The organism is Anaerophaga thermohalophila str. Valhall (assembly GCF_000250735.1).
Lineage (GTDB): Bacteria > Bacteroidota > Bacteroidia > Bacteroidales > Marinilabiliaceae > Anaerophaga > Anaerophaga thermohalophila_A.
Window position 1 is genome coordinate 52,932 of record NZ_AHZV01000182.1, and the last position, 23,042, is coordinate 75,973.

At 42.9% G+C, this 23,042-nt stretch carries 17 protein-coding genes; 3 read left to right on the forward strand and 14 right to left on the reverse strand.

Features of this window, described 5'->3' with window-relative positions:
* Positions 1-109 precede the first annotated feature (109 nt).
* Together OQ5_RS20745 and OQ5_RS0109835 are read left to right on the forward strand one after the other, a co-directional pair.
* Entirely contained in the window at positions 110-1,030 is a 921-nt protein-coding gene (locus OQ5_RS20745; protein WP_255297466.1) for a hypothetical protein, read from the forward strand.
* Positions 957-2,975, forward strand: a complete 2,019-nt coding sequence (locus tag OQ5_RS0109835; RefSeq protein WP_016777335.1) for an alpha amylase C-terminal domain-containing protein — start codon at positions 957-959, stop codon at positions 2,973-2,975. Before OQ5_RS20745 ends, OQ5_RS0109835 begins: the two co-directional genes overlap by 74 nt.
* A 262-nt stretch (positions 2,976-3,237) precedes the next feature.
* Here the strand turns inward: OQ5_RS0109835 and glgP are convergent, their stop codons facing one another.
* The 6 genes from glgP to OQ5_RS0109870 all read right to left on the reverse strand — a co-directional run bounded on the left by glgP (position 3,238) and on the right by OQ5_RS0109870 (position 14,841).
* Entirely contained in the window at positions 3,238-7,470 is a 4,233-nt protein-coding gene (gene glgP, locus OQ5_RS0109840; RefSeq protein WP_016777336.1) for an alpha-glucan family phosphorylase, read from the reverse strand.
* A 135-nt stretch (positions 7,471-7,605) separates the two neighbouring features.
* On the reverse strand, positions 7,606-8,967 hold the full coding sequence (locus tag OQ5_RS0109850; RefSeq protein WP_016777338.1) for a glycoside hydrolase family 57 protein: 1,362 nt from the start codon (positions 8,965-8,967) through the stop codon (positions 7,606-7,608).
* A 29-nt stretch (positions 8,968-8,996) separates the two neighbouring features.
* Positions 8,997-10,298 (reverse strand): glycosyltransferase, encoded by a 1,302-nt coding sequence (locus OQ5_RS0109855; RefSeq protein WP_016777339.1) that lies wholly within the window; start codon positions 10,296-10,298, stop codon positions 8,997-8,999.
* Complete coding sequence (locus tag OQ5_RS0109860) at positions 10,295-12,232, reverse strand: amylo-alpha-1,6-glucosidase (RefSeq protein ID WP_016777340.1); 1,938 nt, start codon at positions 12,230-12,232, stop codon at positions 10,295-10,297. The genes OQ5_RS0109855 and OQ5_RS0109860 overlap by 4 nt, the downstream gene beginning before the upstream one ends.
* Before the next feature lie 781 nt (positions 12,233-13,013).
* Complete coding sequence (locus OQ5_RS0109865) at positions 13,014-14,000, reverse strand: GSCFA domain-containing protein (RefSeq protein WP_016777341.1); 987 nt, start codon at positions 13,998-14,000, stop codon at positions 13,014-13,016.
* Entirely contained in the window at positions 13,990-14,841 is an 852-nt protein-coding gene (locus tag OQ5_RS0109870; protein WP_016777342.1) for an alpha/beta hydrolase, read from the reverse strand. The genes OQ5_RS0109865 and OQ5_RS0109870 overlap by 11 nt, the downstream gene beginning before the upstream one ends.
* 346 nt (positions 14,842-15,187) lie before the next feature.
* Here OQ5_RS0109870 and OQ5_RS0109875 point away from each other — a divergent pair, with 346 nt between their 5' ends.
* Positions 15,188-15,598, forward strand: coding sequence for a secondary thiamine-phosphate synthase enzyme YjbQ (locus OQ5_RS0109875; protein ID WP_016777343.1), 411 nt, complete (start codon positions 15,188-15,190; stop codon positions 15,596-15,598).
* 33 nt (positions 15,599-15,631) lie between these two features.
* Here OQ5_RS0109875 and queG read toward each other — a convergent pair whose 3' ends face one another.
* The 8 genes from queG to sufB form a co-directional block, all read right to left on the reverse strand.
* A complete protein-coding gene (queG, locus tag OQ5_RS0109880; protein WP_016777344.1) occupies positions 15,632-16,567 on the reverse strand; it encodes a tRNA epoxyqueuosine(34) reductase QueG in 936 nt (311 codons plus the stop codon).
* 55 nt (positions 16,568-16,622) lie between these two features.
* A complete protein-coding gene (locus tag OQ5_RS0109885) occupies positions 16,623-16,940 on the reverse strand; it encodes an SUF system Fe-S cluster assembly protein (RefSeq protein ID WP_016777345.1) in 318 nt (105 codons plus the stop codon).
* Positions 16,941-17,252: 312 nt separating this feature from the next.
* Positions 17,253-17,675 (reverse strand): SufE family protein, encoded by a 423-nt coding sequence (locus OQ5_RS0109890; RefSeq protein WP_016777346.1) that lies wholly within the window; start codon positions 17,673-17,675, stop codon positions 17,253-17,255.
* 50 nt (positions 17,676-17,725) lie between these two features.
* Entirely contained in the window at positions 17,726-18,946 is a 1,221-nt protein-coding gene (locus tag OQ5_RS0109895; protein WP_016777347.1) for an aminotransferase class V-fold PLP-dependent enzyme, read from the reverse strand.
* Between the two features lie 79 nt (positions 18,947-19,025).
* The gene (sufD, locus tag OQ5_RS0109900) at positions 19,026-20,417 is read right to left on the reverse strand and encodes a Fe-S cluster assembly protein SufD (RefSeq protein WP_016777348.1); all 1,392 of its coding nucleotides are present in this window, start codon (positions 20,415-20,417) and stop codon (positions 19,026-19,028) included.
* Positions 20,418-20,460: 43 nt separating this feature from the next.
* On the reverse strand, positions 20,461-20,742 hold the full coding sequence (locus OQ5_RS25400) for a hypothetical protein (protein WP_016777349.1): 282 nt from the start codon (positions 20,740-20,742) through the stop codon (positions 20,461-20,463).
* Positions 20,743-20,821: 79 nt separating this feature from the next.
* The gene (locus OQ5_RS25405; protein ID WP_016777350.1) at positions 20,822-21,217 is read right to left on the reverse strand and encodes an ABC transporter ATP-binding protein; all 396 of its coding nucleotides are present in this window, start codon (positions 21,215-21,217) and stop codon (positions 20,822-20,824) included.
* Between the two features lie 128 nt (positions 21,218-21,345).
* A complete protein-coding gene (gene sufB, locus OQ5_RS20755) occupies positions 21,346-22,707 on the reverse strand; it encodes a Fe-S cluster assembly protein SufB (protein ID WP_255297467.1) in 1,362 nt (453 codons plus the stop codon).
* Positions 22,708-23,042 lie beyond the last annotated feature (335 nt).

A 23,042-nucleotide genomic window follows, 5' to 3' on the forward strand; every position in this document is an offset into this window, starting at 1 on the left:
TATGACAGAGTTATAGCCGTTTTTTAATTTCGCAAAATATTGATTATCAGTTATTTGTTAAAATTAACAAGATATTGAATATATCCTGGAAACTATAAACTTAACATTTATGAAGACTAAAATCATTATACTAATTGCCATAGCTATTTTTTCCATGGCATTCAACACCAATCCGGAAGAAATATCTTCAAAAAACGGGACTTTTAACACAGAGAAAGACCTGCTGCTGGTACAATTTGATTGTAAGACCGATGTCGACGACATTCACACTATGGCAGCCCTGGCTACCCTGATGTCTGAAGAAGATTATTCAGAAGTAAATTATCATGCTGTTACCGGTGCTTATGGTATTCAAGAGGGGCCTTACGTGCCTCCTAACGACTTGCTCCAACTTGCTTTTCGCGACAACTGGACAGATGCACATAAAGATTTTGAATCGGCTATTAATAAAGTAAAAGAATTAGTTAAAACAACCCTCAAAAACCAGGGTGATGTATGGATTGCCGATGCCGGGCAGTCGGATTTTACGGCTGAAGTAGTTAAAGCAGTCAAAGCTGATATTCCGGAGATAAACACTTCACACCGCATTCATGTAGTTCAACATTCAAACTGGAATGAAGAAGTGACTTCGCCCGGGCATCTGAGATATGTAAAAGATAATACCGATTATCATAAAATTCCGGACGGGAATGCCGTTGGAAATGGTTCGCCGGGATTTCGTTCTCCTGATTACACCCACTGGCAGGATAAAGTTGCTGACCCCCGGTTAGTTGAAATATGGCAGCTTGCTATTGAAATCGCAAACAAATACAATGGGAAAGACGGACGTTACAATAACGAAGCGATCTCTGCAGGAGGCCTGGACTTCTCGGACCTCTCCGAAGTTTGTTGGATTTTGGGATTAAAAGACATAAAGGATACTGAAGAATTCTTTAATTTTATAAAAAGCAAATTCGATGAAGAAACTTCCACTTATAGAAAAGGACGGCTGGCTGGAACCCTTTGCGCCTGCACTGGAAGCTACATATAATGAATACACTGACATTTTGGACGAAATCAACGATAGCAGAGACGGGATCGTAAATTTTGCCGGCAATCATCTGTTCTTTGGACTGCATCCATACAGTGACGGATGGGTTTTTCGCGAATGGGCTCCCAACGCGGAAAAAATATATATTGTCGGAGACTTTTCGGACTGGAAACCGCATGAATCTTTTCGGCTACAAAAAAAGGACCACGGGATATGGGAAATATTTCTTTCTGACTCCACTTTAAAACATCAGGATTATTTTAAACTATTCGTGGTATGGGATACCGGTTCGGGGTATCGAATTCCTGCCTATGCCAACCGTGTCGTTCAGGATCCGTCCACTTTGCTCTTTAGTGCTCAGGTTTGGTGTCCCGGTGCAGCATTTCAATGGACCGACCATAACTTTCATCCCGATATCAAGCACCCGCTCATTTATGAAGCACACATTGGCATGGCTCATGAAGAAGAAAGGATAGGAACATTTAAAGAATTTGCAGAAGACATTTTGCCCCGGATTCAAAAGGCAGGATACAACGTTATACAACTCATGGCCATTCAGGAGCATCCGTATTATGGAAGTTTTGGCTATCATGTTTCCAACTTCTTTGCGCCCAGCAGTCGATTCGGAACACCAGAGGAACTAAAATCACTGGTCAACCGTGCCCACGAAATGGGAATGGCTGTGATCATGGATATCGTACATTCGCATGCCGTAAAGAATGAAGAAGAAGGGTTAAGTCGCTTTGACGGCACCCTGGATCAATATTTTTACCCTGGCGACCGGGGATTTCACCCGGCATGGGATTCGAGGTGTTTCGACTATGGGAAAAAAGAGGTAATGATGTTCTTGCTGTCCAACTGCAGGTACTGGATCGAAGAATATCATTTCGACGGATTCCGGTTCGACGGTGTAACCAGTATGCTTTATACACATCACGGACTCGAAAAAGCATTTACCAGCTATCATGATTATTTTGACGGCAGCCGCGACCAAAATGCTCTGGTTTACCTGATGATGGCCAATCATCTCATCCACAAAATTAAGCCCGGAGCCATCACCATTGCCGAAGAAATGAGCGGTTATCCAGGAACGGGAGCTCCTCCCGAAGATGGGGGCCTGGGATTCAACTTTCGATTGTCGATGGGCGTGCCCGATTTCTGGATCAAACTCATCAAAGAATTACCGGATGAAAGCTGGAATATGGGAATTATTTTTCACGAGCTAACCCAGCACCGTCCTGAAGAGCGTACCATTTCCTATACAGAATCGCACGACCAGGCACTTGTTGGTGACAAAACCATTATTTTTCGCCTGGCCGACAAAGAGATGTATGATTTTATGAGCAAAGACAAGCCAAGTCTGATCATCGACAGGGCCATAGCTTTGCATAAAATAATCCGGCTGGTCACTCTCACTACTGCCAACGGAGGATATCTCAATTTCATGGGGAACGAATTCGGTCATCCCGAGTGGATAGATTTTCCACGGGCAGGAAACAACTGGTCGTATAAATATGCGCGTCGCCAATGGCGTCTTGCCGATGATAAAAACCTGAAATATGAATGGCTTGGAGCTTTCGATCAGGCGATGATCAGAACGGTTGTTGAACAAAACATTTTAAGCCCCCTTCCGGTATATCTAAACCTTGCCAATGAGGGTGACAAAATACTCGCTTTCAACAGGGGTAACTTTCTGATGGTTTTCAATTTTCATCCCACGCGGTCGTTCCCGGATTATGGAATACCGGTTGCACCCGGAAAATACAAGATCATTCTCAACTCCGACAAACATGAATTTGGAGGTTTCGACCGGGTTGACCAGCAACAACTCTATTTCGCCCAACCGGTGGGAGAGAATCCGGCAAACGGCTATCAGCTTAAACTTTATCTTCCCAACCGGACAGGACTGGTATTGAGGAAAATTCCCACGCCGAGGGTACACTAAATAGTGTCTGCCCATAAAGTACCATTTGCTGTGTTACGCTTGTAACTGGCACTTTCTGAACAGACACTCAAATTGTAAAAATTTTTTGTAAGTTTATAGCAATACTCCGTTAAACTTTTACAGATATTTGGTAATTAATTGTTTACACAATTAATGGCACAAATCACAACGCTCTCATAATAAAAACTTTGCGTCATTGCGTCTCTGCGTTTGGGCTTTTTTTTAACTGACTATTGTATAGACGAGCACCAAATAAATCAGTTTAGAACCATCTTACCAGGGCGAAGTCCTGCTGATGAGGCAGATGTTCGTTCTTTGGGAACATCCTGATACCAAACTTGAAGGAACCCGGCAGATTGAGTTTGTACTTCATCTCGTAATAAACCACAGAACCTTCTTTTTTAGTCACTTTAAAAGGTTCTTTATGCAGAATTGGCGGAAAGTCTTCCTCTGTTGATTCCACAATAAGCATTTCGAGGCCAACATCAATATCCTCCAGTTGTTTAAGATCAAGCTTAACCTCGATAATATAATCATCCCCAATCCCTAACTCCTGCCGTGCTATATCGGGCATATTAACTTCAAGAAGCTCAATATCATTCCATCCCGACATCACCCTCCGCTTCCACGAAGCAATGTCATGAACCAGCTCGCAATCGGTGGCGCACAATGCCTTCAACCGTTTGTGCATGGGTTGATAAAACCGGGACAGATAATCATCAATCATCCGTCGGGTTGTAAATCGGGGCGCTATATGTGCGATTGAGTTTTTGATGTAACGAACCCATCCAACCGGAACGTCATCTTCATTCACATCATAAAAAAGGGGTACAATTTCATTCTCAAGAATACTGTAAATGGTTGCAGCATCCAAATCGTCCTGAAAATCCTGATTATCGAATGATTTTTTCTCAGTAAGACCCCAGCCGGCTTCTTCTTTAAAACCTTCGTACCACCAACCATCGAGAACACTAAAATTGAGAACCCCGTTAAGTTCCGCTTTCTGACCACTTGTTCCTGATGCCTCGAGCGGCCGGGTAGGTGTATTGAGCCATACATCAACACCGCTAACCAACCGCTTGGCCAGTTCCATGTCATAATTTTCCAGGAAAATGATTTTACCTATAAATTCAGGTTGCTTGGAAATATCTATAATCTTCTTGATTAGCGCTTGCCCTGCCTCATCGGCCGGATGTGCCTTGCCGGCAAAAATGAACTGGACAGGCCGCTCAAAATCGTTAACAATTTCGGACAGCCGTTCAAGGTCCCTGAAAAGGAGGTGAGCACGCTTATAGGTGGCAAATCGTCGGGCAAATCCAATGGTAAGTGCATCTTCGTCAAGTATGTCTAACACTTCCACTATGTGGGCAGGCGAATCGTGACGTTTAGACATGCTGCTTTCGAGGCGTAGACGCACAAAATCCATCAGTTTTTTCCTTAACACATGCCTTACTTCCCAGATTTTCCTGTCCGGAACATCATAGATTCGCTTCCAGTATTCTGTATTGGAAACATCTGACAGAAACTCAGGGCCAAACATCTCTTTATAAAATTCCTGCCACTCAGAAACGGTCCACGTTCCATAATGTACACCGTTGGTCACATGCCCAATGTGAAGCTCGTCGGGGAAATAACCACTCCACAGGTTACGAAACATTCTTCGTGTGACGCTTCCGTGCAATTCACTCACGCCGTTCATTTCCTGAGAAGTTTTAGCAGCCAGAACACTCATTGAGAACATTTCATCGGCCCCTGCATGTTCGCGGCCAAGGTCCATGAACTCATCCCATGAGATTTTAAGCTTTTCGGGTATATGGCGCAGATAAATACGGAACATATCCTCATCAAATTTATCATGTCCTGCGGGAACCGGTGTATGGGTTGTAAAAAGAGAAGTAGCCCTTACAATTTCAAGTGCTTCAGCATAGCTGTACTTTTTTTCAACCAGGTCTACCAGTCGTTCCACATTGATCAGAGCCGCGTGTCCTTCATTAATATGAAATATGTCCACATGGGCATTCAATTCCTCTAAAAGTCTGATTCCTCCTATTCCGAGCAATATCTCCTGTTTCAGTCTGTTCTCCCAGTCGCCGCCATAAAGCTGGTGCGTAATCTGACGGTCGGCCGGCGTATTGCGATCCACATCGGCATCAAGAAGATATAAAGAAACCCTTCCTACCTGGGCTTTCCAGACTTTCGCGTGCAGACTGCGCCCCGGTAGTTCAATGGAAATATACAGCGGATGACCATCCCGGTCACGAATCTCTTTTAGCGGAAGGAGAGAAAAATCCTGGGCTTCATAGTTAGCTGTCTGTTCTCCATTTACCGAGAGTGCCTGGCTAAAATATCCAAAACGGTAAAGCAGTCCTACTGCAACCATTTTCACCCCTCTGTCGCTGGCTTCCTTCAGATAGTCGCCGGCAAGAATTCCAAGACCACCTGAATATATTTTAAGTATGTTGCTTAACCCATATTCCATGCTGAAATACGCAATACGGACATCGTCTGAAAAATCTCTGTCCATATAAGCTCTGAATTCCGAATAGACAGCATCCAGCCTGGCAACAAAATCATCATCAGCAGCCAGTTCGCTAAGACGTTCATAAGATACCTTATCGAGAAGTTGCACCGGATTTTTCCCGACCTTTTCCCATATTTCCGGACTTACGGTCTCAAACAAATCCATCAGTTTGTAGTTCCAGGTCCACCATAGATTTCGGGTGAGTTCATGAAGTACCTTAATGCGACCGGGCAATCTTGATTTTACCACGAGTTTTTTCCATCCCGGAACCGGACTGGTTTGCGGCACCAGTTTAATACGTGCTTCTCTTTTTACGGCTGTAAATTTATCGCGACGATTGGTTACTTCTTTCAGTGCAATATCATAAGCCTTGTAGTAATTTTTAATCAGATTATCCCACTCAAGTAAGGCAGCGAGTTCCCTGGCATTCTGTCGTATTGCATCAACTTGTCCGGGCGACTTTTCTGCAAAATCCTCAACCAGATTTGCAATCTTCTCTACTACCTGAAAATAGTTTTCGTCGTCACGCGGAATCACGGCCACACCTTCTTCGATACCTTTAGAGTGGCGTGAAGCCCAAAGTCCGAATCCGGAAAGGGTAGTTGTAACAGACGGAACACCATACGCTACACTTTCATGAGGGGTATATCCCCATGGCTCGTAATAGGATGGAAACACTGCCATATCCATTCCCATCAGCAGATCGTAATATGGAATATTAAAAATGCCATCATCTCCATTCAGATAACAAGGCACAAATATCAATTTGACTCTCTCGGACAATTCGTTGCTAAGATGGATTTCCTGTATCTTATTGATTATGGGATCGTACCCGATATCATTTAATCCGTGAGTAAGAAAGGGATTGGGAAGTGGACCGTCGCTCGCCCCTTTTTTCAGCCGGGCAACAAGGTCTTTCCGCGCACCGTAAGTATTAGCCGGAATCAGAACAAAGGCAAGAATCTCTCTCTTGTTGCTGCTTTGTTCGTTGAGGTGTTTTAAAACATCAAGAAATACATCAGTACCTTTGTTTCTGTATTCATAACGGCCGCTGTTGACAACAAAGAGCGCATCATCACTAATGCTTCCACCAAGCAGGGCGGAGGCCACTGAAGTAAGTTTCTGCCTTGCCTGCTCTCTTTTCCTGAGGTAATCCTGACCGGTTGGAACTATCCTGTTGTCAAATCCGTTAGGTGTTACAACGTCCACTTCGTGAGAGAGAAACCTGGCACACTCTCTGGCAGTGAGTTCGGAAACGGTAGTGAAACAATCCACATTACACGCGGTGGTTTTTTCCATTGAATGTTTTGATACCACATTAAAGTCGACGGCTTTGGCATCGGCGTCATACTCATCAAGACGCTGATAAAGAGGCTCGTTATGTCCGGCCAAAGCTCTTCCAACCACAGTTGCATGTGTGGTAAAGATGGTACCTACCTGAAGCAAATGATCCCTTAAATAAAGGGCCCCACTACCGGTCATCCATTCATTAAAATGAGCCACCACCTTTTCAGTTTCCGAAATGTAAAACTGATAAAAACTTTCAATCACCATTCCTGCGGCATACCCAAACAGGGCAGGTTCCACGTAGTCCCATTGACCTGAAAGGCTGTCGAGCTTAAAACTCTCCCATAGTTTGGCAAGGATTTCATTCTTCCTGACCACCAACGGGCTAAAATCAACCAAAAAAACTACAGGTTGTCCAGGAATGTTCCAGCGTCCGGTTTTTACCCTCAGTCCATCGCGATGTAACATTTCCTGCCATTCGCTGAAAAGATTGGGGTCAGGAATAAACTCAGGGTTTTTCCGGGGCCCTCTCCAAACATCCGGCCCAATAAAAATTAAATTGTCTTTGAATTGCTCTATAAGTGTAGTGGCTTTAGAGGCCAGCACTGTATGTATTCCGCCTGTTTTATTGCAAACTTCCCAACTTGTTTCAAAAACAATATCCGGCTTCAGATAACTATCCATCATTATGTTTAGGTGTTATTATTCAACTTCAACTACTTTGAATCTTTGCTCTTCTTTACTGCACTTTTTTTGGCTGCAGACTTTCTCTTCCCTTTTGTTGTATTTGTTGCAGATTTGGTTTTTGTGCCGGATTTGGTTTCAGACACGGCGGTAGTATCCGCAGCAACTGTTTTTTTGCCGGTTCCTTTTTATACTGCTGTTTCGCTTCCGGCTTCTGAGCTTATGTAATTCTTCTTCCAGTTTTCTGATCTTGTTATCCTTGTCTTCCAGGATGCCGGCAAGATTTGCCAATTCTTTCTCCTCCGAACTATACGGTACAGCAGCATTCAGCCGGATGGAGAAATCACTCAGAACATTCATATAATTAATGAAAGCATCATACGGAGTTTCATAAGGATTGAAATAAGCGTGCACGTCCCCGTCTGAAAAGAATTTTGTGCACATATAGTACAGATGATCGCTACACTGCAAGTAATTCCAGTCTTTCTGTAACCTGGAATCGGTACATTTGTTCATTTTGGGCAACAGTGAATACAATTTATCAAATGCTTCCTGTTGCATTTCGTTGCCCAGCCAGGCCGTCAGATCACGTTCTTCATCGGCCCATGATATCGGGTTGGGCACATGAACGGGTGCCACCACCTGATGTTCGGCTACTATTTGGGATGGTGTACCAAACCGGAGCGACTTGTGCTTAAGAATATCACCCGGCAGATGTTCAAGAAACTCGAAAATACCTGTTTCTTTAGGCTGATGCTCACCAAAGGTTTCATAATCCATAAACAGGTTTACAACTTCTTCCTTTTTATCGAGCCGGTTTAGCCATCCGGCAAATTTATGACTGGTAAGCGGCCATTCATTCCATCCTTTGTCGCCAAACCTGAAGGCTATATCATCACTTAATTTATAATTCTTGAGAAGCACTTTCAGCCTGGGATTTAAAGCGTTACAATACAAGAAATTCGGACTCTTCCATCCAAGTACGTGCTTTGCCCCTTCGGTAAGCATAGCTTTGAATCCCATACGCCCAACCATATCTCCAATGTGATCGGAATAGACCAATTCGGTGTTCCTGAAAACAGAAGGACGCTGTCCAAATAACTCTTCTATCAGATCGGAATGAGCTTTCACCTGGCTGACAAAAGCTTCTTCATCCTTTAATGCTACAAGTGAATGAGCATAAGTTTCTGCCAGGAACTCCACATGCCCGGTGGAAGCCAACGCGCGAAAACTTTCCAGCACTTCGGGAGCATATAGTTTAAACTGTTCAATGGCCACCCCTGTAATGCTGAAGGTAATCTTGAACTTCCCTTTATATTTGCTGATAAGCTTTAGCAGCAATTCATTGGTTGGCAGGTAACAATTAACCGCTATTTTATTGAGAATAGATTCATTGGTATAATCATCAAAATAATAATGATCATTGCCAATATCGAAAAACCGATATCTCCGAAATCGGAAAGGTTGATGAACCTGGAAGTAGAAACATATTGTCTTCATAACTTGCTTTTTTATCCGGATTAAGCTTATTAACGATAGAACTCCTTCAATACGCTGTCGTATACTTCTTTAACATTAAGGGCTGATTTTTCCCACTTAAGAGAATCAACTTCCTTTTTCCCGTATTTTACAAACATTTTGGAAAGAGCGGGATACTTCAGAACGCCATGAATTGCATCGGCCATGGCATCCACATCCCAAAAATTAGTTTTAATGGCGTAGGTAAGTATTTCGGCAACACCCGACTGATGAGATATCAACACCGGAACATTGCTCTGCATAGCCTCTAATGGTGAAATGCCAAAAGGTTCGGACACCGAAGGCATCACGTAAAGATCACTCATAGCCAGCATGGAAAAGACCTCTTCCCCCCTGAGAAAACCTGTGAAATGAAATTTATCCATAATTTTAAGCTGGGCAGCGCGTCGTATCATTCGATGCATCATATCGCCACTGCCTGCCATCACAAATCTTACGTTATCGATTTTTTGTAATACCCGGTGTGCTGCTTCAACAAAATACTCAGGTCCCTTTTGCATGGTAATCCTCCCGAGAAAAGTCACCAGCTTTTCATTGGTACCCTTCCTGAAAACCGGTTTCTCTTTGTGTTCCAGGGGTTCAACCGCATTGTATACTGTAGTTACCTTTTCTTCAGGGATACCATATTTTTCAATAACGGTACGCCGGGTAAGGTTACTCACAGCAATCACTTTATCGGCAGCTTGCATTCCCCGTTTTTCAATATCAAAAACTACAGGATTAACGCTTCCCCCGCTCCGGTCGAAATCAGTAGCATGTACATGTACAATCAATGGTTTTCCGGTAGCTTCTTTTGCAGCAATACCGGCCGGGTAGGTCAGCCAGTCGTGAGCATGGATCAAATCAAACGAATAATCCTGGGCAATTACATTGGCAACCAGAGCATAATTATGGATCTCCTGTAGAAGGTCCTCCCCGTAAGCTCCGGAAAATGGAATTCGCCCATACTCATCGGTCTGGATGTATTGAAAGGGACGCTTCTCTGTTCGCGTTTTTTTATGATGGTAATATTCATCCGGATCGGTATAGGGCATCAATTTGGCACCTACTTCGATGTAATCGAGTTTGTTACTAAAATATTTCAGGTTAAGCTTACGATGTCGTACCGGAATATTATTGGCACCAACCAGGCTTATACCATGCTGCTCTTCATCTCCAAAAGCTTTGGGAACAACAAATAATACCTGAAGATCAGAAATATATGACAACCCTTTGGTAAGGCCAAAACAGGCCGTCCCCAGGCCCCCGGATATATGTGGCGGAAATTCCCACCCGAACATTAATACCCTCATACGTTACTGTATTTTTCAATTAGTTTAATAATATGAAGTACACCGGCTACGTTCCAGGCCATTGAAACTGCCCCTTTCCCTATATGAGGAGGATTCCCGTTGAAACATTCGGAAATGGTTCCGATACAATGGTTCCCCATCTCTTCTTCAAATCCATCCAGCATACGTTTCACGAACGACAGCCCCCCCTGCTTATGGATGTCGAGGTAGGCATCGGCAAAAAAAGCAGCCAGCCAGGGAAATACTGTTCCCTGATGGAGGGCAATGTCACGTTGGGTCTGATCTCCTTCGAACACACCTTTGTATTTCGGATCCTGGGGTGATAGTGTACGAAGCCCCCGTGGTGTCAGCAATTCTTTTTTTACAACATCAACAACGGCTTTTCGTTCTTCCTGACTAAGCGGAGAAAAAGGGAAAGCAGCAGCAAATATCTGATTGGGCCGGATGGAAGCATCCCTTTCTTCTCCGTCAACATAATCATAAAGACATCCATCTTTGGAGTTCCAGAAAACATTTACGAAAGCTTCCCTGACATTTTGGGCCAGCCGGAAGTATGGTTCAGCAATTTTTTCCTGCCCTGAATCTACTGCCAATGTAGCAAAATACATAAGCGCATTATACCATAAGGCGTTCAGTTCCACAGTATACCCGGGTCGCCAGGTCACAGGTTTGCCCTCTGCCATGGCCTCCATCCATGTCAAGGGCACGCCTTCCTTTTTGGCATACAACAGGCCTGAATCGTCCATGCGCATATTTGGTTCATTAAGGCTGCGATAATGATCAATAACTTCTTTCATAACCTGGCTGTATTTTCCCCAGACATCAAGATCGTTGCAGGTAGAAGCACACTCCTTTAATGTCCAGAAAAACCAGAGCGGCACATCAATGTCCCGGTTCAGAAGGCTCTTGTTAGATGACAGGTATTTCTTTTCAATTTCGCCAGAAATATGATTCAGGATACTTCTATAGGTAGAGCGGTCTTCCTGATAGGCAGCCAGGCCGGGTAAAGCCAGCAGAGTGTCGCGATGGCGTTCTCCATACCAGTGATAACCTGCTATCAGTCGGGTTACCGAACCCTTTTTCATCAGAAACTGCTGCCCCGAATTAAGCAGGTTATTGATCATGCTATCGCGGGGTATGCGTTTTTTCTTCTCACGGGTAAATTTTGCTTTGAGTCCTCCTGTTTTGGCTTCAGAGGTTCCTGCTGCCATCACGATACTTTCTCCGGACTTAATTCCGGTTTCAAAATATCCGGGAACAAAAAGGTCTTCCTGATAAGGAAATCCTCTGTTCTGCTCCTTCAGATATTCAATGCCCAGGTACCAATCGGGTACCGGTATAAACTCAATATCTTTACTGGATTGAAGATAAAGCGCGGGAAACCCTTCATACAACTGAAGGGCAATCCCTCTCTCAACTTCCCTGTACCGGGTGTTCGCAGTCATATTCCGGTATGTCAGTTCATGAACATTTCTGAAAGCGAGAAACGGCTTGAATCTGATCATTGTTTCAGAATGAGCTTCTTCCAGGGTAACTTTATACAAAAGCTGCTCTTCCTGCTCCGCAAGCAGCATCTCTGTCGAAAGAACAACGCCGCCAACCCTGTAGTACCTTTTGGGAATATCGTCAACCTCAAGGCCGGTAAGATATTTATGTCCTTTGGGTTCATAATGACTACCCCGGTATTTATGTATACCCAGGTTAAAGACCTGATCGTGCTGTACAATTGAGATATCAAGAGCCGATAAGAGAACATGATGTTCTCCCCCAAACTGTTCGAGCGGACAAACCAAAAGCCCGTGATATTTCCGGGTGTTACACCCTATTATCGTTGTGCTGCAATACGACCCTGCCCGGTTTGTACGCAAAATTTCTCTGTATAAAGAATATTCAAGGTTGACAAGCCGGGCCTTGTCTAATTCATAGTAAGCCATATAGTGAAATTTAGGTTAGTTTATACAATAATGTCTCGTAACCCTGCTTTAAGTTAATGAGAAACCTTTCAAAAAGCAATCTGTTAGACCTATCTTAAAAATGTTTTTTTGTCAGAAACAGGGTACAAGGGATGTTAAACCAAATCTAATCAATTGTTAATGTGAATTTAACCTGCTTTCTGCGCAATAAAAATTGGCAAAAAGTGACTTTTTGGATTGAACTCATTAAAGTTTGACAGGTATAATAAGACAAAAAAATCCTTCCTGCCCCTGACGCGTTATCAACAACCGGTTCAAATAATGTCAACCAGCAACACAACAGGCTGTTTCAACCCAAAAGCTCTGGCAAACTAAGACCCTCTTTTTTAATGATTTATTTCGCCCCCAACGTCACCAACTCCGAAGCAATTCCTTTACTGTGATATTAAAGATAAAAAATAATTTCCGGAAGCTAAAATTTTTGTTAATTAGTGTCTGTCCATAAAGTGCCATTTACTGTGTTACGCTCGTCCGAAAATTACTCATTTACGATGAGTAAACTCCGTATTTTCGGACTTCGCAGGCCTTGTAAATGACACTTTCTGAACAGACACATAATAAGTAGGAATCCTTTCCTACTTTATATACAATACTCAGTTAAACTTTTGCAGATGACTGGCAATTAATTGTTTAGATAATTAATGGTGCAAATCACAACTCTCTCATAATAAAAACTTTGCGTCATTGCGTCTCAGAGTTAAGATTTTTTTAACTGACTATTGATATACAAACACTATATAAATTAAACAAAACCTTCAAAATACCGCTTATCCTCTGTTAAATCCACTTCATCAAACTCATTTTCAATATCATAAATAATTTCCAGCACTTTTGAGGCAAAATGGCTCTGAACGATATGATCGGGATTCATAAAACGGTGGTTTCTTGCGCGTATTACTTTTTCCATTCTTTTGAGGTATTTAAGGGCCCGTGGAGTAAACAATGCCTCTGTAAAACGCATCCAGATATAATTAACGGCACTGACAGAAGGATTTAGCATTTTTTCATCATAGAAACGATAATCCCGCAAATCATCCATAACTATTTCATAAGCAGGGAAATACCACACCTTCTCAAACAACTCACACAATTTATCAATGGTGAGAAACAAAGCCGCCTTACTTACCTGATTTCCATGTGCCCCGTCTTTCCAGTGTCGTACAGGACTTACAGTAAGAATTATCTTCAGATCGGGATTAAAAACCCGCAAAGAAACGATAAGTTCTTTATACATGGAAATAATCTCGTCCGGTTCAAGACGATATCGTGAAAAATAGTCGTCCGGAAATTTGTGACAATTGGCCACTATTTCAGATGTATCGTAACGCTCATATACGAAAGAAGTGCCGAACGTAAGTAACAAAAAGTCGGCCGTTTCCAAAAAATCGATCGCTTCTTCAATCGTTTTGTTAATTTTTTCACAAACTTCATCTTTTGCATGATCACTGAATTTCCCGTGAAAATCGAAATGATGCCAAAGACCATCATGTCGGACAAGTTCTTCGGGCAGGCAATATTGATGATTTATGACACGATTGAGTAAACGGGCTACGGAAACCGGATTGTAAATAACTCCGAAAGGATTAACCAGACTCTTAAACCGGTTTTCAACAAACCTGGATCCTATATTGTCGGTAAAACAAGAACCAATAAGCATCACCCTTGATCCAACATCTATTGTTGTATCAAATTTGCCCGGTTCAACGATGGTTCTGAACTCATACGGCATGTTCCAAATACTTCAATGATTTTTCCATCCATAAAGATATCCCTGAAAAAAGCTCATTTGATCCTGGTTCGTTATGTATTTCGTGGCGTGCGCCCTTAACATTGTAAAAAGAGGCATTTTCCCCGATTTTCTCTGCCAGCTGTTGAGTGGTTCCCATATCGGTAATATCATCATCGGTGCCGTGTGCCAGGAAGACAGGAATAGTTATACGCGCTGCCTTGCCGAATATTTCATCAGCCCCCCTTGACAATTCAAAAAACAAACGTAACGAAATTTTGTGGTGCATGAGTGGATCGCGATCACTTTCGACCTGTATTTTTTCCACACATGTAAGTTGAGATGATTTGATGCGGTTATTAAATCTGAGTCCCGGTACAAAGTGATCCGCAAATGCTGCAGTTCTCAAAACAATTTCAGAGGGGGGATGTTTCAGCTTTAACCAGGGTGAACTTATGACTGCTCCTGAAAAATCCTGACGCTTCCTAAGCAAAAAATTCAGCACAAGATTACCGCCCATACTGTGACCATACAAAAAGACAGGAAGTTCGTCCCAGTTATGTTTCACCCGTTTTACCAGACTGCCAATATCGTCAAGAAAATCAGACAATCGGGAAATGTGACCTCTGCGTCCCTCTGATAACCCGTGCCCTCTCAAATCTACAGAATATACCATAATTCCCTGATCAGTAAAGCGCCGGGCCCAGTTATCATAACGTGCGGAGTGTTCACCAATCCCGTGTACCAGACAAACAACAGCATGTGGCACTGTAGCCGGTTTCCAGAAACGGCCAATGAGAAAAGTCCCATCGCTGGTAACAAGATTGAACTCCTTGTTTTGCATATTATTCTAATAATAATGTTTCGTTAAATTTTTACAAACAACTGATAGTTAATTATTTATGGAATTTAAAAGAAATAATCATAACTCTTTCATAATAAACCCATTGCATCTCAGTGTTTTGGCATTTCAAAACGGACTATTTTAATAAACTGTTACACGGAAAAGAAGTTCACAAACATACAATTTCCGTTCATCTGTTAAAGTAAAAGTTACGATATTTAATATGCTAAAAATAGTTAATTTTTGAAAAACTTCAAAAATTAACTATCCATTTTTCGCAATGATTTTGAGGAATTTTATGCATTGACTTATTTTGCTTTGCAATATCCCCAAAACATCAAAAACTATGCAAAAAACGATAATCATTCCCACACACCGTCACGATCAGTTGGTTGACATCACCGGTCAGGTTGAGGCGTTTGTTGCTCAATGTAACATTAAGACAGGCCTGGCAAATGTTTATGTTCAGGGGGCAACAGCAGGAATAATGATTCAGGAAAATTGGGACGAGTCGGTACAAACCGATGTTCTAAACTGGCTTAGAAAAATGATCCCCCATGGCGTCTGGCAACATGATGCCCAGGACAACAACGGCGATTCTCACCTAAAGGCCGGATTTGTAGGTCCTTCTGAAACCATTCCTATTGTTGACGGACGTTTAGGGTTATCGACATGGCAAAATATTTTTCTGTGTGAATTTGATGGTCCAAGAAGTGAAAGGCGGGTAGTTATTACAGTGTATAATACTGAAAAATGACAATAACTCTCTTAACAGGGCGATTGGTTAAGATTAATCCTCTGAAATAAATTTCAAATTTCGCTTTATTCCGGAATATCCGGCACGTCTGACAGGACTGCCTTTGGATATGTCATCAAAGGTATTTTTGTCCATTGTCAACCATTCTTCGCGTGTCATATCACGAAATTCCGGGCGGAGATTAAAGTCGGGGTCTTTGTGTGGGCGTGCTTTCCAGTTCCATGGACAAACATCCTGGCAGATATCACAACCAAACAACCATCCATCAAAGCGACCCTTAAAGGATTCGGGAATATCACCTTTGTTCTCAATTGTGAGATACGAAATGCAACGGTTGGCATCGAGCTGGTATGGAGACACCAGAGCGTTGGTCGGACAGGCATCTATACATCGTGTACATCCCCCGCAGGCATCTTTTACCGGTTCGTCCGAAGGGAGCTCAATATTCAGAATTATTTCTCCGATAAAAACAAAAGAACCGATGCGGGGATGAATGAGGTTGGTATTTTTGCCGCGCCAGCCAAGACCTGCCCGGACTGCCAGTGAACGTTCGAGTACCGGAGCCGAATCGACAAAGAAACGCCCTTCTGCAGCAGTATCCACATCCAACTGAATAAAAGACATCAATTTCTTTAGTCGCTTCTTCATTACTTTATGATAGTCGCGGCCGTAAGCATATTTTGCCAGTTTTAGCCCTGATTCTAATTTTTCGTTGCGTGGCGGCATATAATTCTGAAGGACAACAACAACGGATCTGGCACCCTCAACCAACTTACCTGGATCGGTACGCTTCGCTACATTTCGGGCCATATAATCCATCCCGGCATGGTACCCCCGCTCAAGCCAATGCTTAAAATGACCGGTCTCTTCTTCAATCTCTTCAGCAGGGGCAAAACCCACATCATCAAAACCAAGGCGGAGGGCTTCCTGCCGTATCAACTGCCCCCTTTCTAGGGTCACTAAATCCATAAATATTACCCGTTATTCATCCACTACTAACAGTTTCTTTCAGAAGCAGATTCCATTATAAAAGTCCCAGCTCAAGCATGGCTTCTTCAGAAAGCATGTCTTTTGTCCAGGGTGGATCAAAAGTGAGATGCAACTCCACATCGTTTACCCCGTCCACTGCAAGAACTTTTTCGTATACTTCTTCAGGAAGCGATTCGGCAACAGGGCAATTGGGAGAGGTAAGTGTCATCACAATTCTAACTTTCCCTTCATCGCGCACTTCGATCTCGTAAATCAGTCCCAGATCATAAATATTGACCGGAATTTCAGGGTCATAAACAGTTTTCAGGACTTTTACAATATCACTTTCTATGTTTAAAAATTCTTTTTCCATAACAACAGATTGTTAGATTGTTAGACTGTCAGGTTGTTAGGGTTGTTAGGGTTGTTAGTTTGTTAGATTGTTAGATTGTTAGTGTTTTACACCTGATATTCTTGTTTTTTTTTGCAAAATTAGTGTTCTGTCACCGCTCCGCGGTTTTAGTATTGTCAACAATTAATAGCCGCAGAGCGGCGACAGAACGGTAGAATTATGTAATAAGAAAAACCTTGCGTCATTGCGTCTCTGCGTTTAGGTTTTTTAAACTGGCTATTGACTTTATAGACACGCACCAGAAAGGGGAGTATTGCTAAACAATACCAAACATCAGTTCTGCTTCACTTTAAAAGCAAGAGCATAGGCTTTTATTTGTTTTATCATGGCCACCAGCCCGTTGCTCCGGGTGGGCGACAAATGCTCCTTCAAGCCGATCTTGTCTATAAAATAGAGATCAGCATCCAGAATTTCATCAGGTGTATGCCCTGAAAGAACGCGCAGCAAAAGTGCTACAATACCTTTCACAATAATGGCATCGCTATCGCCCTGAAATTCCATTTTTCCGTCGTTCAACTCTGCATGCAGCCAGACTTTTGACTGGCATCCTTCAATCAGGTTTTGTTCTTTCCGGTGTACTTCATCGAACGAATCCAGTTCGTTTCCCATCTCGATCAAAAGAGAATATTTATCCATCCAGTCGTCGAAGGCAGAAAATTCCTCTATTATTTCGTCTTGTTTTTCATTTATCGTCATGGTTCTTTTTTTTACAAAGATAAGAACTTCATACGCAATGCCACGGGACACTATCCAAGCATTGTGCCTACACGGTTCAAAGCCTCTGAAAGACGGTCGATTTCATCACGGGTATTGTAAAAAGCAAAAGAGGCTCTGACAGTTCCCGGAATTCCGAAACGATCCATCAAAGGCTGCGCACAATGATGCCCGGTACGCAAAGCAAATCCCAGTTTATCGAGCAGTGTTCCCACATCAAACGGATGTGCTTTTCCCAAAAGGAATGAAATTACACTGGTATGATCTGAAGCTTGTCCAATCAAACGAATACCCGGAACAGCTTTCATTTTTTCCATGGCATATTCGAAAAGATCGTGTTCATAATCCCAAATATCGTTAAGATTTTTGCTTTTGAGGTATTCCAGGGCAGCACCAAGTGCTATAACACCTGCAAAATTGGGGGTCCCGGCCTCAAATTTATAGGGCAATTCATTGAATGTTGTCCCGGAAAATGAAACCCTGTCAATCATCTCCCCGCCTCCCTGGTATGGCTCCATTTTCTCGAGCCATTCACGTTTTCCGTAAAGGATTCCCACTCCGGTGGGGGCATACATTTTATGTCCGCTGAACACATAAAAGTCGCAATCGAGTTGCTTCACATCAACAGGAAGATGATGAATGGCCTGGGCACCGTCAATGATCACAGGAACATCAAAAGAATGTGCTTTTTCTATAATTTTCTCAACCGGATTGATTGTTCCCATAACATTGCTGATATGGGTTACGGAAACAATTTTTGTTTTGCCTGAAAAGAGTTTCTCAAAAGCATCCATATCCAGTTCTCCATCATCGGTAACGGGAGCAATTTTTATGTGTATCCCTTTTCGTTTCTGTAATAATTGCCACGGCACAATATTGGAATGATGCTCCATTTCTGTCAGAATCACCTCATCACCCTCCGAAAAAAAATGCTCTCCGAATGAAGTGGCCAAAAGATTAATTGACTCGGTTGTACCTTTGGTGAAAATGATCTCTTCGTTGCTTCCGGCATTGATAAAACCCGCTACCTTTCTCCGTACTTCTTCAAAAGCTTCTGTACACACATTGCTGAGATGGTGTACGCCTCTGTGTATATTACTGTTGACACGGCGGTATACATCAGCTTCTGCTTCAATTACCGAAAGCGGCTTCTGGGTGGTGGCCGCATTGTCGAAATAGACGAGCGGTTTGCCATACACCTTTTCGGCGAGGATGGGAAAATCGTTTCTTATTTCCTGAATATTAAGACCCATAGCTTTATATATAATAAATCCGGTACCTGCAGATTACAAACAACAGGCACCGGAACGTATTTCAAAATATTGTCACCTCTTACATGCAGGATACACCGGTGCCTTTTTGACCACACACCACGCACGAGTGGCACTTATCGAGTTCACCACGGAAGCGTTTTTCAACCAAAGTGCGTATCTGTTCACGAAGCGGTTCCACCTGTATCTTCTCAATCACCTCGTAAGCAAAAGCGTACATCAGCAAGATTGTAGCCTCCTCCCTGTTGATTCCGCGGGTACGCAGGTAAAACATGGCTTCTTCATCCAGCTGTCCAACTGTGGCTCCATGGCTGCATTTCACATCATCGGCATAAATCTCCAGCTGTGGCTTGGTATTAATTTTGGCATCTTTGGTCAGCAACAGGTTATTGTTCGACTGATAAGCATTGGTTTTCTGTGCATCAGGACGAACCATTATTTTTCCGGTAAAAGCACCTGTTGCATGGTCGTCGAGCACCCCTTTAAAAAGCTCATCGCTAAAACAATCCGGAACCGCGTGATCAATAAAAGAAAAATTGTCTACATGCTGATTCTTATCAAGCAGGTAGAGTCCGTAAGTATGTCCTTCAGCATGCGTTCCGGCAAGCTTAAGTGTAATGTTATTCCTTCCTACGCCTGTATGCAAAGTCAGGTTATTGGTCTTCACGTGCGAGTCTTCCTTCTGCTCAATGTAAAAACCGGCGACCTGAGTAGTTGCATTATGCTGATTCTGAAGATTGTAAAAATCCAACCGGGCATTTCTATCCACAAAACCCTCTGTCACATTGTTGATCACAAACTTATCCGATGTCAGGGTATGATCGCACACCATTACACGTGCCTCACTGTTTTCTTCAAGAACAATAAGATTACGCTGATTGGTCATCAAAGGTTCCTCCGACATCAGGATATTGACAATCTGAATAGGTTTTTCAACCGTCACTCCCCGGGGAATGTGAATATAAAACCCGTCGCTGGCAAACATCGTATTCATTGCTACTATACCATCGGAAAGATAAGGTGCATTCTTCCCGTAATATTTCTCAAGAAATGACGGATCCTCTTTGGCCAGTTGCGCCAGACTCCCTATACGGACACCATCAGGAAGCCCGTCGGGTTTATTGCGTGCATAATACCAACCATTTACAATGAAAATGGTAATTGAATCAAGCGTATCAACATCGCAGGAAAAAATATCCTCAACATTTTCAACGAGTGTATCCGGAGTCAGACTCAGGGAATAGTCTCCCGAAAAAAGCGGCTGAAGGTTTGTGTACTTATAATCTTCAACCTTATTCGATGGTATGCCCAGTCTCCTGAATGCTTCAAAAGCATCGCTACGCAAAGCATTCATGACGGAGGAAGAGTTGCCTTCGATCAGCGAGCGGTTTTCTTCGAACAAACCATCCAGAGTAACATCCCTTCCTATTATATTTTTAATTACATTATCCATTCAATCAGCTTATTAATGTTCAACTCAAAAAAGGGAACACACTTCAACGATCTTCAAATTCTTTTTTAATCCAGTCGTATCCTTTAGCTTCGAGTTCGTGTGCCAATTCTTTTCCTCCTGTTTTCACAATCCGCCCGTGATAAAGAACGTGCACATAATCGGGGATAATATACTCAAGTAACCGTTGATAATGGGTAATCAGTATAGTAGCATTGTCGGGTCGTTTCAACTTATTTACCCCGTATGCTACAGTCCTGAGGGCATCAATGTCCAATCCCGAGTCGGTTTCGTCAAGGATGGCCAGTTTGGGTTCGAGCATGGCCATCTGAAAAATTTCATTTTTTTTCTTTTCTCCGCCGCTAAAGCCTTCATTAACTGACCGGTTGGTGAGGTTGGAATCAATGTCAACCAGCTTTCTTTTTTTCGCGCATCAGCTTCAAAAAATCACTGGCAGAAATCGGGTCCTGTCCGCGATACTTTCTGATTTCATTGAGAGATGTTCTCAGGAAATTAACCATGCTCACGCCCGGAATCTCAACCGGATACTGGAAACTCAGAAATAATCCTTCACGGGCACGGTCTTCAGGAGCCATGTCAAGAATATCATGGCCATTAAAAAGTACCTCACCTTCGCTCACTTCAAACATTTCGTTGCCGGCAAGCACCGAGGCAAGAGTACTTTTCCCGGAACCATTGGGGCCCATGATGGCATGTACCTCTCCGGGCTTGACTTTCAGGTCAATACCCCGGAGTATTTCTTTATCATCTATCTTTACATGTAAATTTTTAATCGAAAGCATACGTTGTCTGAATGAAAAATTTAACTTAAGAATTATTTATTGTTAGCCCACACTACCTTCAAGGCTGATTTCAAGAAGTTTCTGAGCCTCAACGGCAAACTCCATAGGTAACTGATTGATGACCTCCTTCACATATCCGTTAACGATGAGGCCAACCGCATTTTCGGTATCAATTCCACGCTGGTTGCAGTAAAAATCTGGTCTTCACCAATTTTGGAGGTTGTCGCCTCATGCTCAACCTTTGCAGTGTTATTATTGATCTCAAGATAGGGGAAAGTGTGTGCGCCGCATTTGTCACCCAGCAGCAGCGAATCGCACTGTGAAAAGTTACGGGCATTTTCGGCCCTTTTGGATACTTTCACCAAACCCCGGTAACTGTTCTGGCTTTTTCCTGCCGAAATACCTTTGGATACCACCAGACTTTTGGTGTTCTTCCCGAGATGAATCATTTTGGTACCTGTATCGGCCTGTTGATGATTATTAGTAAGCGCAACCGAATAAAATTCACCGGTAGAGTGGTCGCCCATCAATACGCAACTGGGATATTTCCAGGTAATGGCCGATCCTGTTTCCACCTGTGTCCAGGAAATCTTTGAATAGTCTCCCTTGCACAAGCCCCGTTTTGTGACAAAATTATAGATACCACCCTTCCCGTCTTTGTCGCCGGGATACCAGTTCTGAACGGTGCTGTATTTTACCTCGGCACGTTCCATGGCAACAATTTCAACAATTGCGGCATGGAGTTGGTTCTCGTCGCGCATGGGGGCTGTGCACCCTTCCAGATAACTGACATAACTGTCGTCCTCGGCAATTATAAGCGTTCTCTCGAACTGCCCGGTATCCCGGGCATTTATCCGGAAATAGGTAGACAACTCAACAGGACAGCGTACTCCCCTGGGAATGTATACAAACGAGCCGTCTGAAAAAACCGCCGAATTTAACGCGGCAAAATAGTTATCATTGGGTGGAACAACACTCCCTATATGCTTCTTCACCAAATCGGGATATTCCCGTATTGCTTCGCTGATACTGCAGAAAATGATGCCTTTCTCGGCCAGTGTCTCCCTGAATGTGGTTTTCACCGAAACACTATCCATGACTGCATCAACGGCCACTCCTGCAAGCTGCTTCTGTTCTTCAAGCGGAATGCCCAGCTTGTCGAAGGTCGCTTTCAGCTCGGGATCAACCTCATCCATACTGTTAAGCTTAGGCTTACTCTTGGGAGCAGCATAGTAAATAATGTTCTGAAAATCGATTTCAGGAATATTCAGATGTGCCCAATTGGGAGTTTTCATTTTCAGCCAGTTACGATAGGCTTCCAGTCTGAACTCCAACATGAATTCGGGCTCACCTTTTCGTTTGGATATTTCCCTGATCACATCCTCATTCAGACCTTTTGGAAGCGAATCCATCTCAATATCGGTATAAAAACCGTATTTATATTCACCTCTCGTTACTTCTTCCAGTATTTTGTCTTGTTCTGTTGCCATATCTCACTAATTCTAATCAATTCATTTTTAGTCTGAGCTGTTGGTCTAATAGCTTGTTGGTGTTTTCACAGTCTTAATTGCATTCAGAATGACAAAAAACACCTTTTTTGACTTTTCAGACAACTCCAATTTGCATGGTCGTGCTCGATTCAGGACTCTTTTGTCGGATTACTCCTATTAACTAACAACAACCCTGTAATCCCGGTTCACCGGATTAAGGATTAATAACATTTACGGATGTAAAAATGAGTCTGCAAAGTTACCAAACATTTAGATTAAATCTAAATTTAGACAGGAATTTAATCCGCACCCAAAATCCGCGAAGAATTGTATAA

Coding starts and splice junctions, on each gene's coding strand:
- OQ5_RS0109865 (WP_016777341.1), bottom strand. CDS start 14,000: ATGCCGTATGAGTTCAGAACCATCGTTGAACCGGGCAAATTTGATACA.
- OQ5_RS0109835 (WP_016777335.1), top strand. CDS start 957: ATGAAGAAACTTCCACTTATAGAAAAGGACGGCTGGCTGGAACCCTTT.
- glgP (WP_016777336.1), bottom strand. CDS start 7,470: ATGATGGATAGTTATCTGAAGCCGGATATTGTTTTTGAAACAAGTTGG.
- OQ5_RS0109850 (WP_016777338.1), bottom strand. CDS start 8,967: ATGAAGACAATATGTTTCTACTTCCAGGTTCATCAACCTTTCCGATTT.
- queG (WP_016777344.1), bottom strand. CDS start 16,567: ATGGATTTAGTGACCCTAGAAAGGGGGCAGTTGATACGGCAGGAAGCC.
- OQ5_RS25400 (WP_016777349.1), bottom strand. CDS start 20,742: ATGGCCATGCTCGAACCCAAACTGGCCATCCTTGACGAAACCGACTCG.
- sufB (WP_255297467.1), bottom strand. CDS start 22,707: ATGGCAACAGAACAAGACAAAATACTGGAAGAAGTAACGAGAGGTGAA.
- OQ5_RS0109895 (WP_016777347.1), bottom strand. CDS start 18,946: ATGGGTCTTAATATTCAGGAAATAAGAAACGATTTTCCCATCCTCGCC.
- OQ5_RS0109860 (WP_016777340.1), bottom strand. CDS start 12,232: ATGGCTTACTATGAATTAGACAAGGCCCGGCTTGTCAACCTTGAATAT.
- sufD (WP_016777348.1), bottom strand. CDS start 20,417: ATGGATAATGTAATTAAAAATATAATAGGAAGGGATGTTACTCTGGAT.
- OQ5_RS20745 (WP_255297466.1), top strand. CDS start 110: ATGAAGACTAAAATCATTATACTAATTGCCATAGCTATTTTTTCCATG.
- OQ5_RS0109885 (WP_016777345.1), bottom strand. CDS start 16,940: ATGGAAAAAGAATTTTTAAACATAGAAAGTGATATTGTAAAAGTCCTG.
- OQ5_RS0109890 (WP_016777346.1), bottom strand. CDS start 17,675: ATGACGATAAATGAAAAACAAGACGAAATAATAGAGGAATTTTCTGCC.
- OQ5_RS0109875 (WP_016777343.1), top strand. CDS start 15,188: ATGCAAAAAACGATAATCATTCCCACACACCGTCACGATCAGTTGGTT.
- OQ5_RS0109855 (WP_016777339.1), bottom strand. CDS start 10,298: ATGAGGGTATTAATGTTCGGGTGGGAATTTCCGCCACATATATCCGGG.
- OQ5_RS0109870 (WP_016777342.1), bottom strand. CDS start 14,841: ATGCAAAACAAGGAGTTCAATCTTGTTACCAGCGATGGGACTTTTCTC.
- OQ5_RS25405 (WP_016777350.1), bottom strand. CDS start 21,217: ATGCTTTCGATTAAAAATTTACATGTAAAGATAGATGATAAAGAAATA.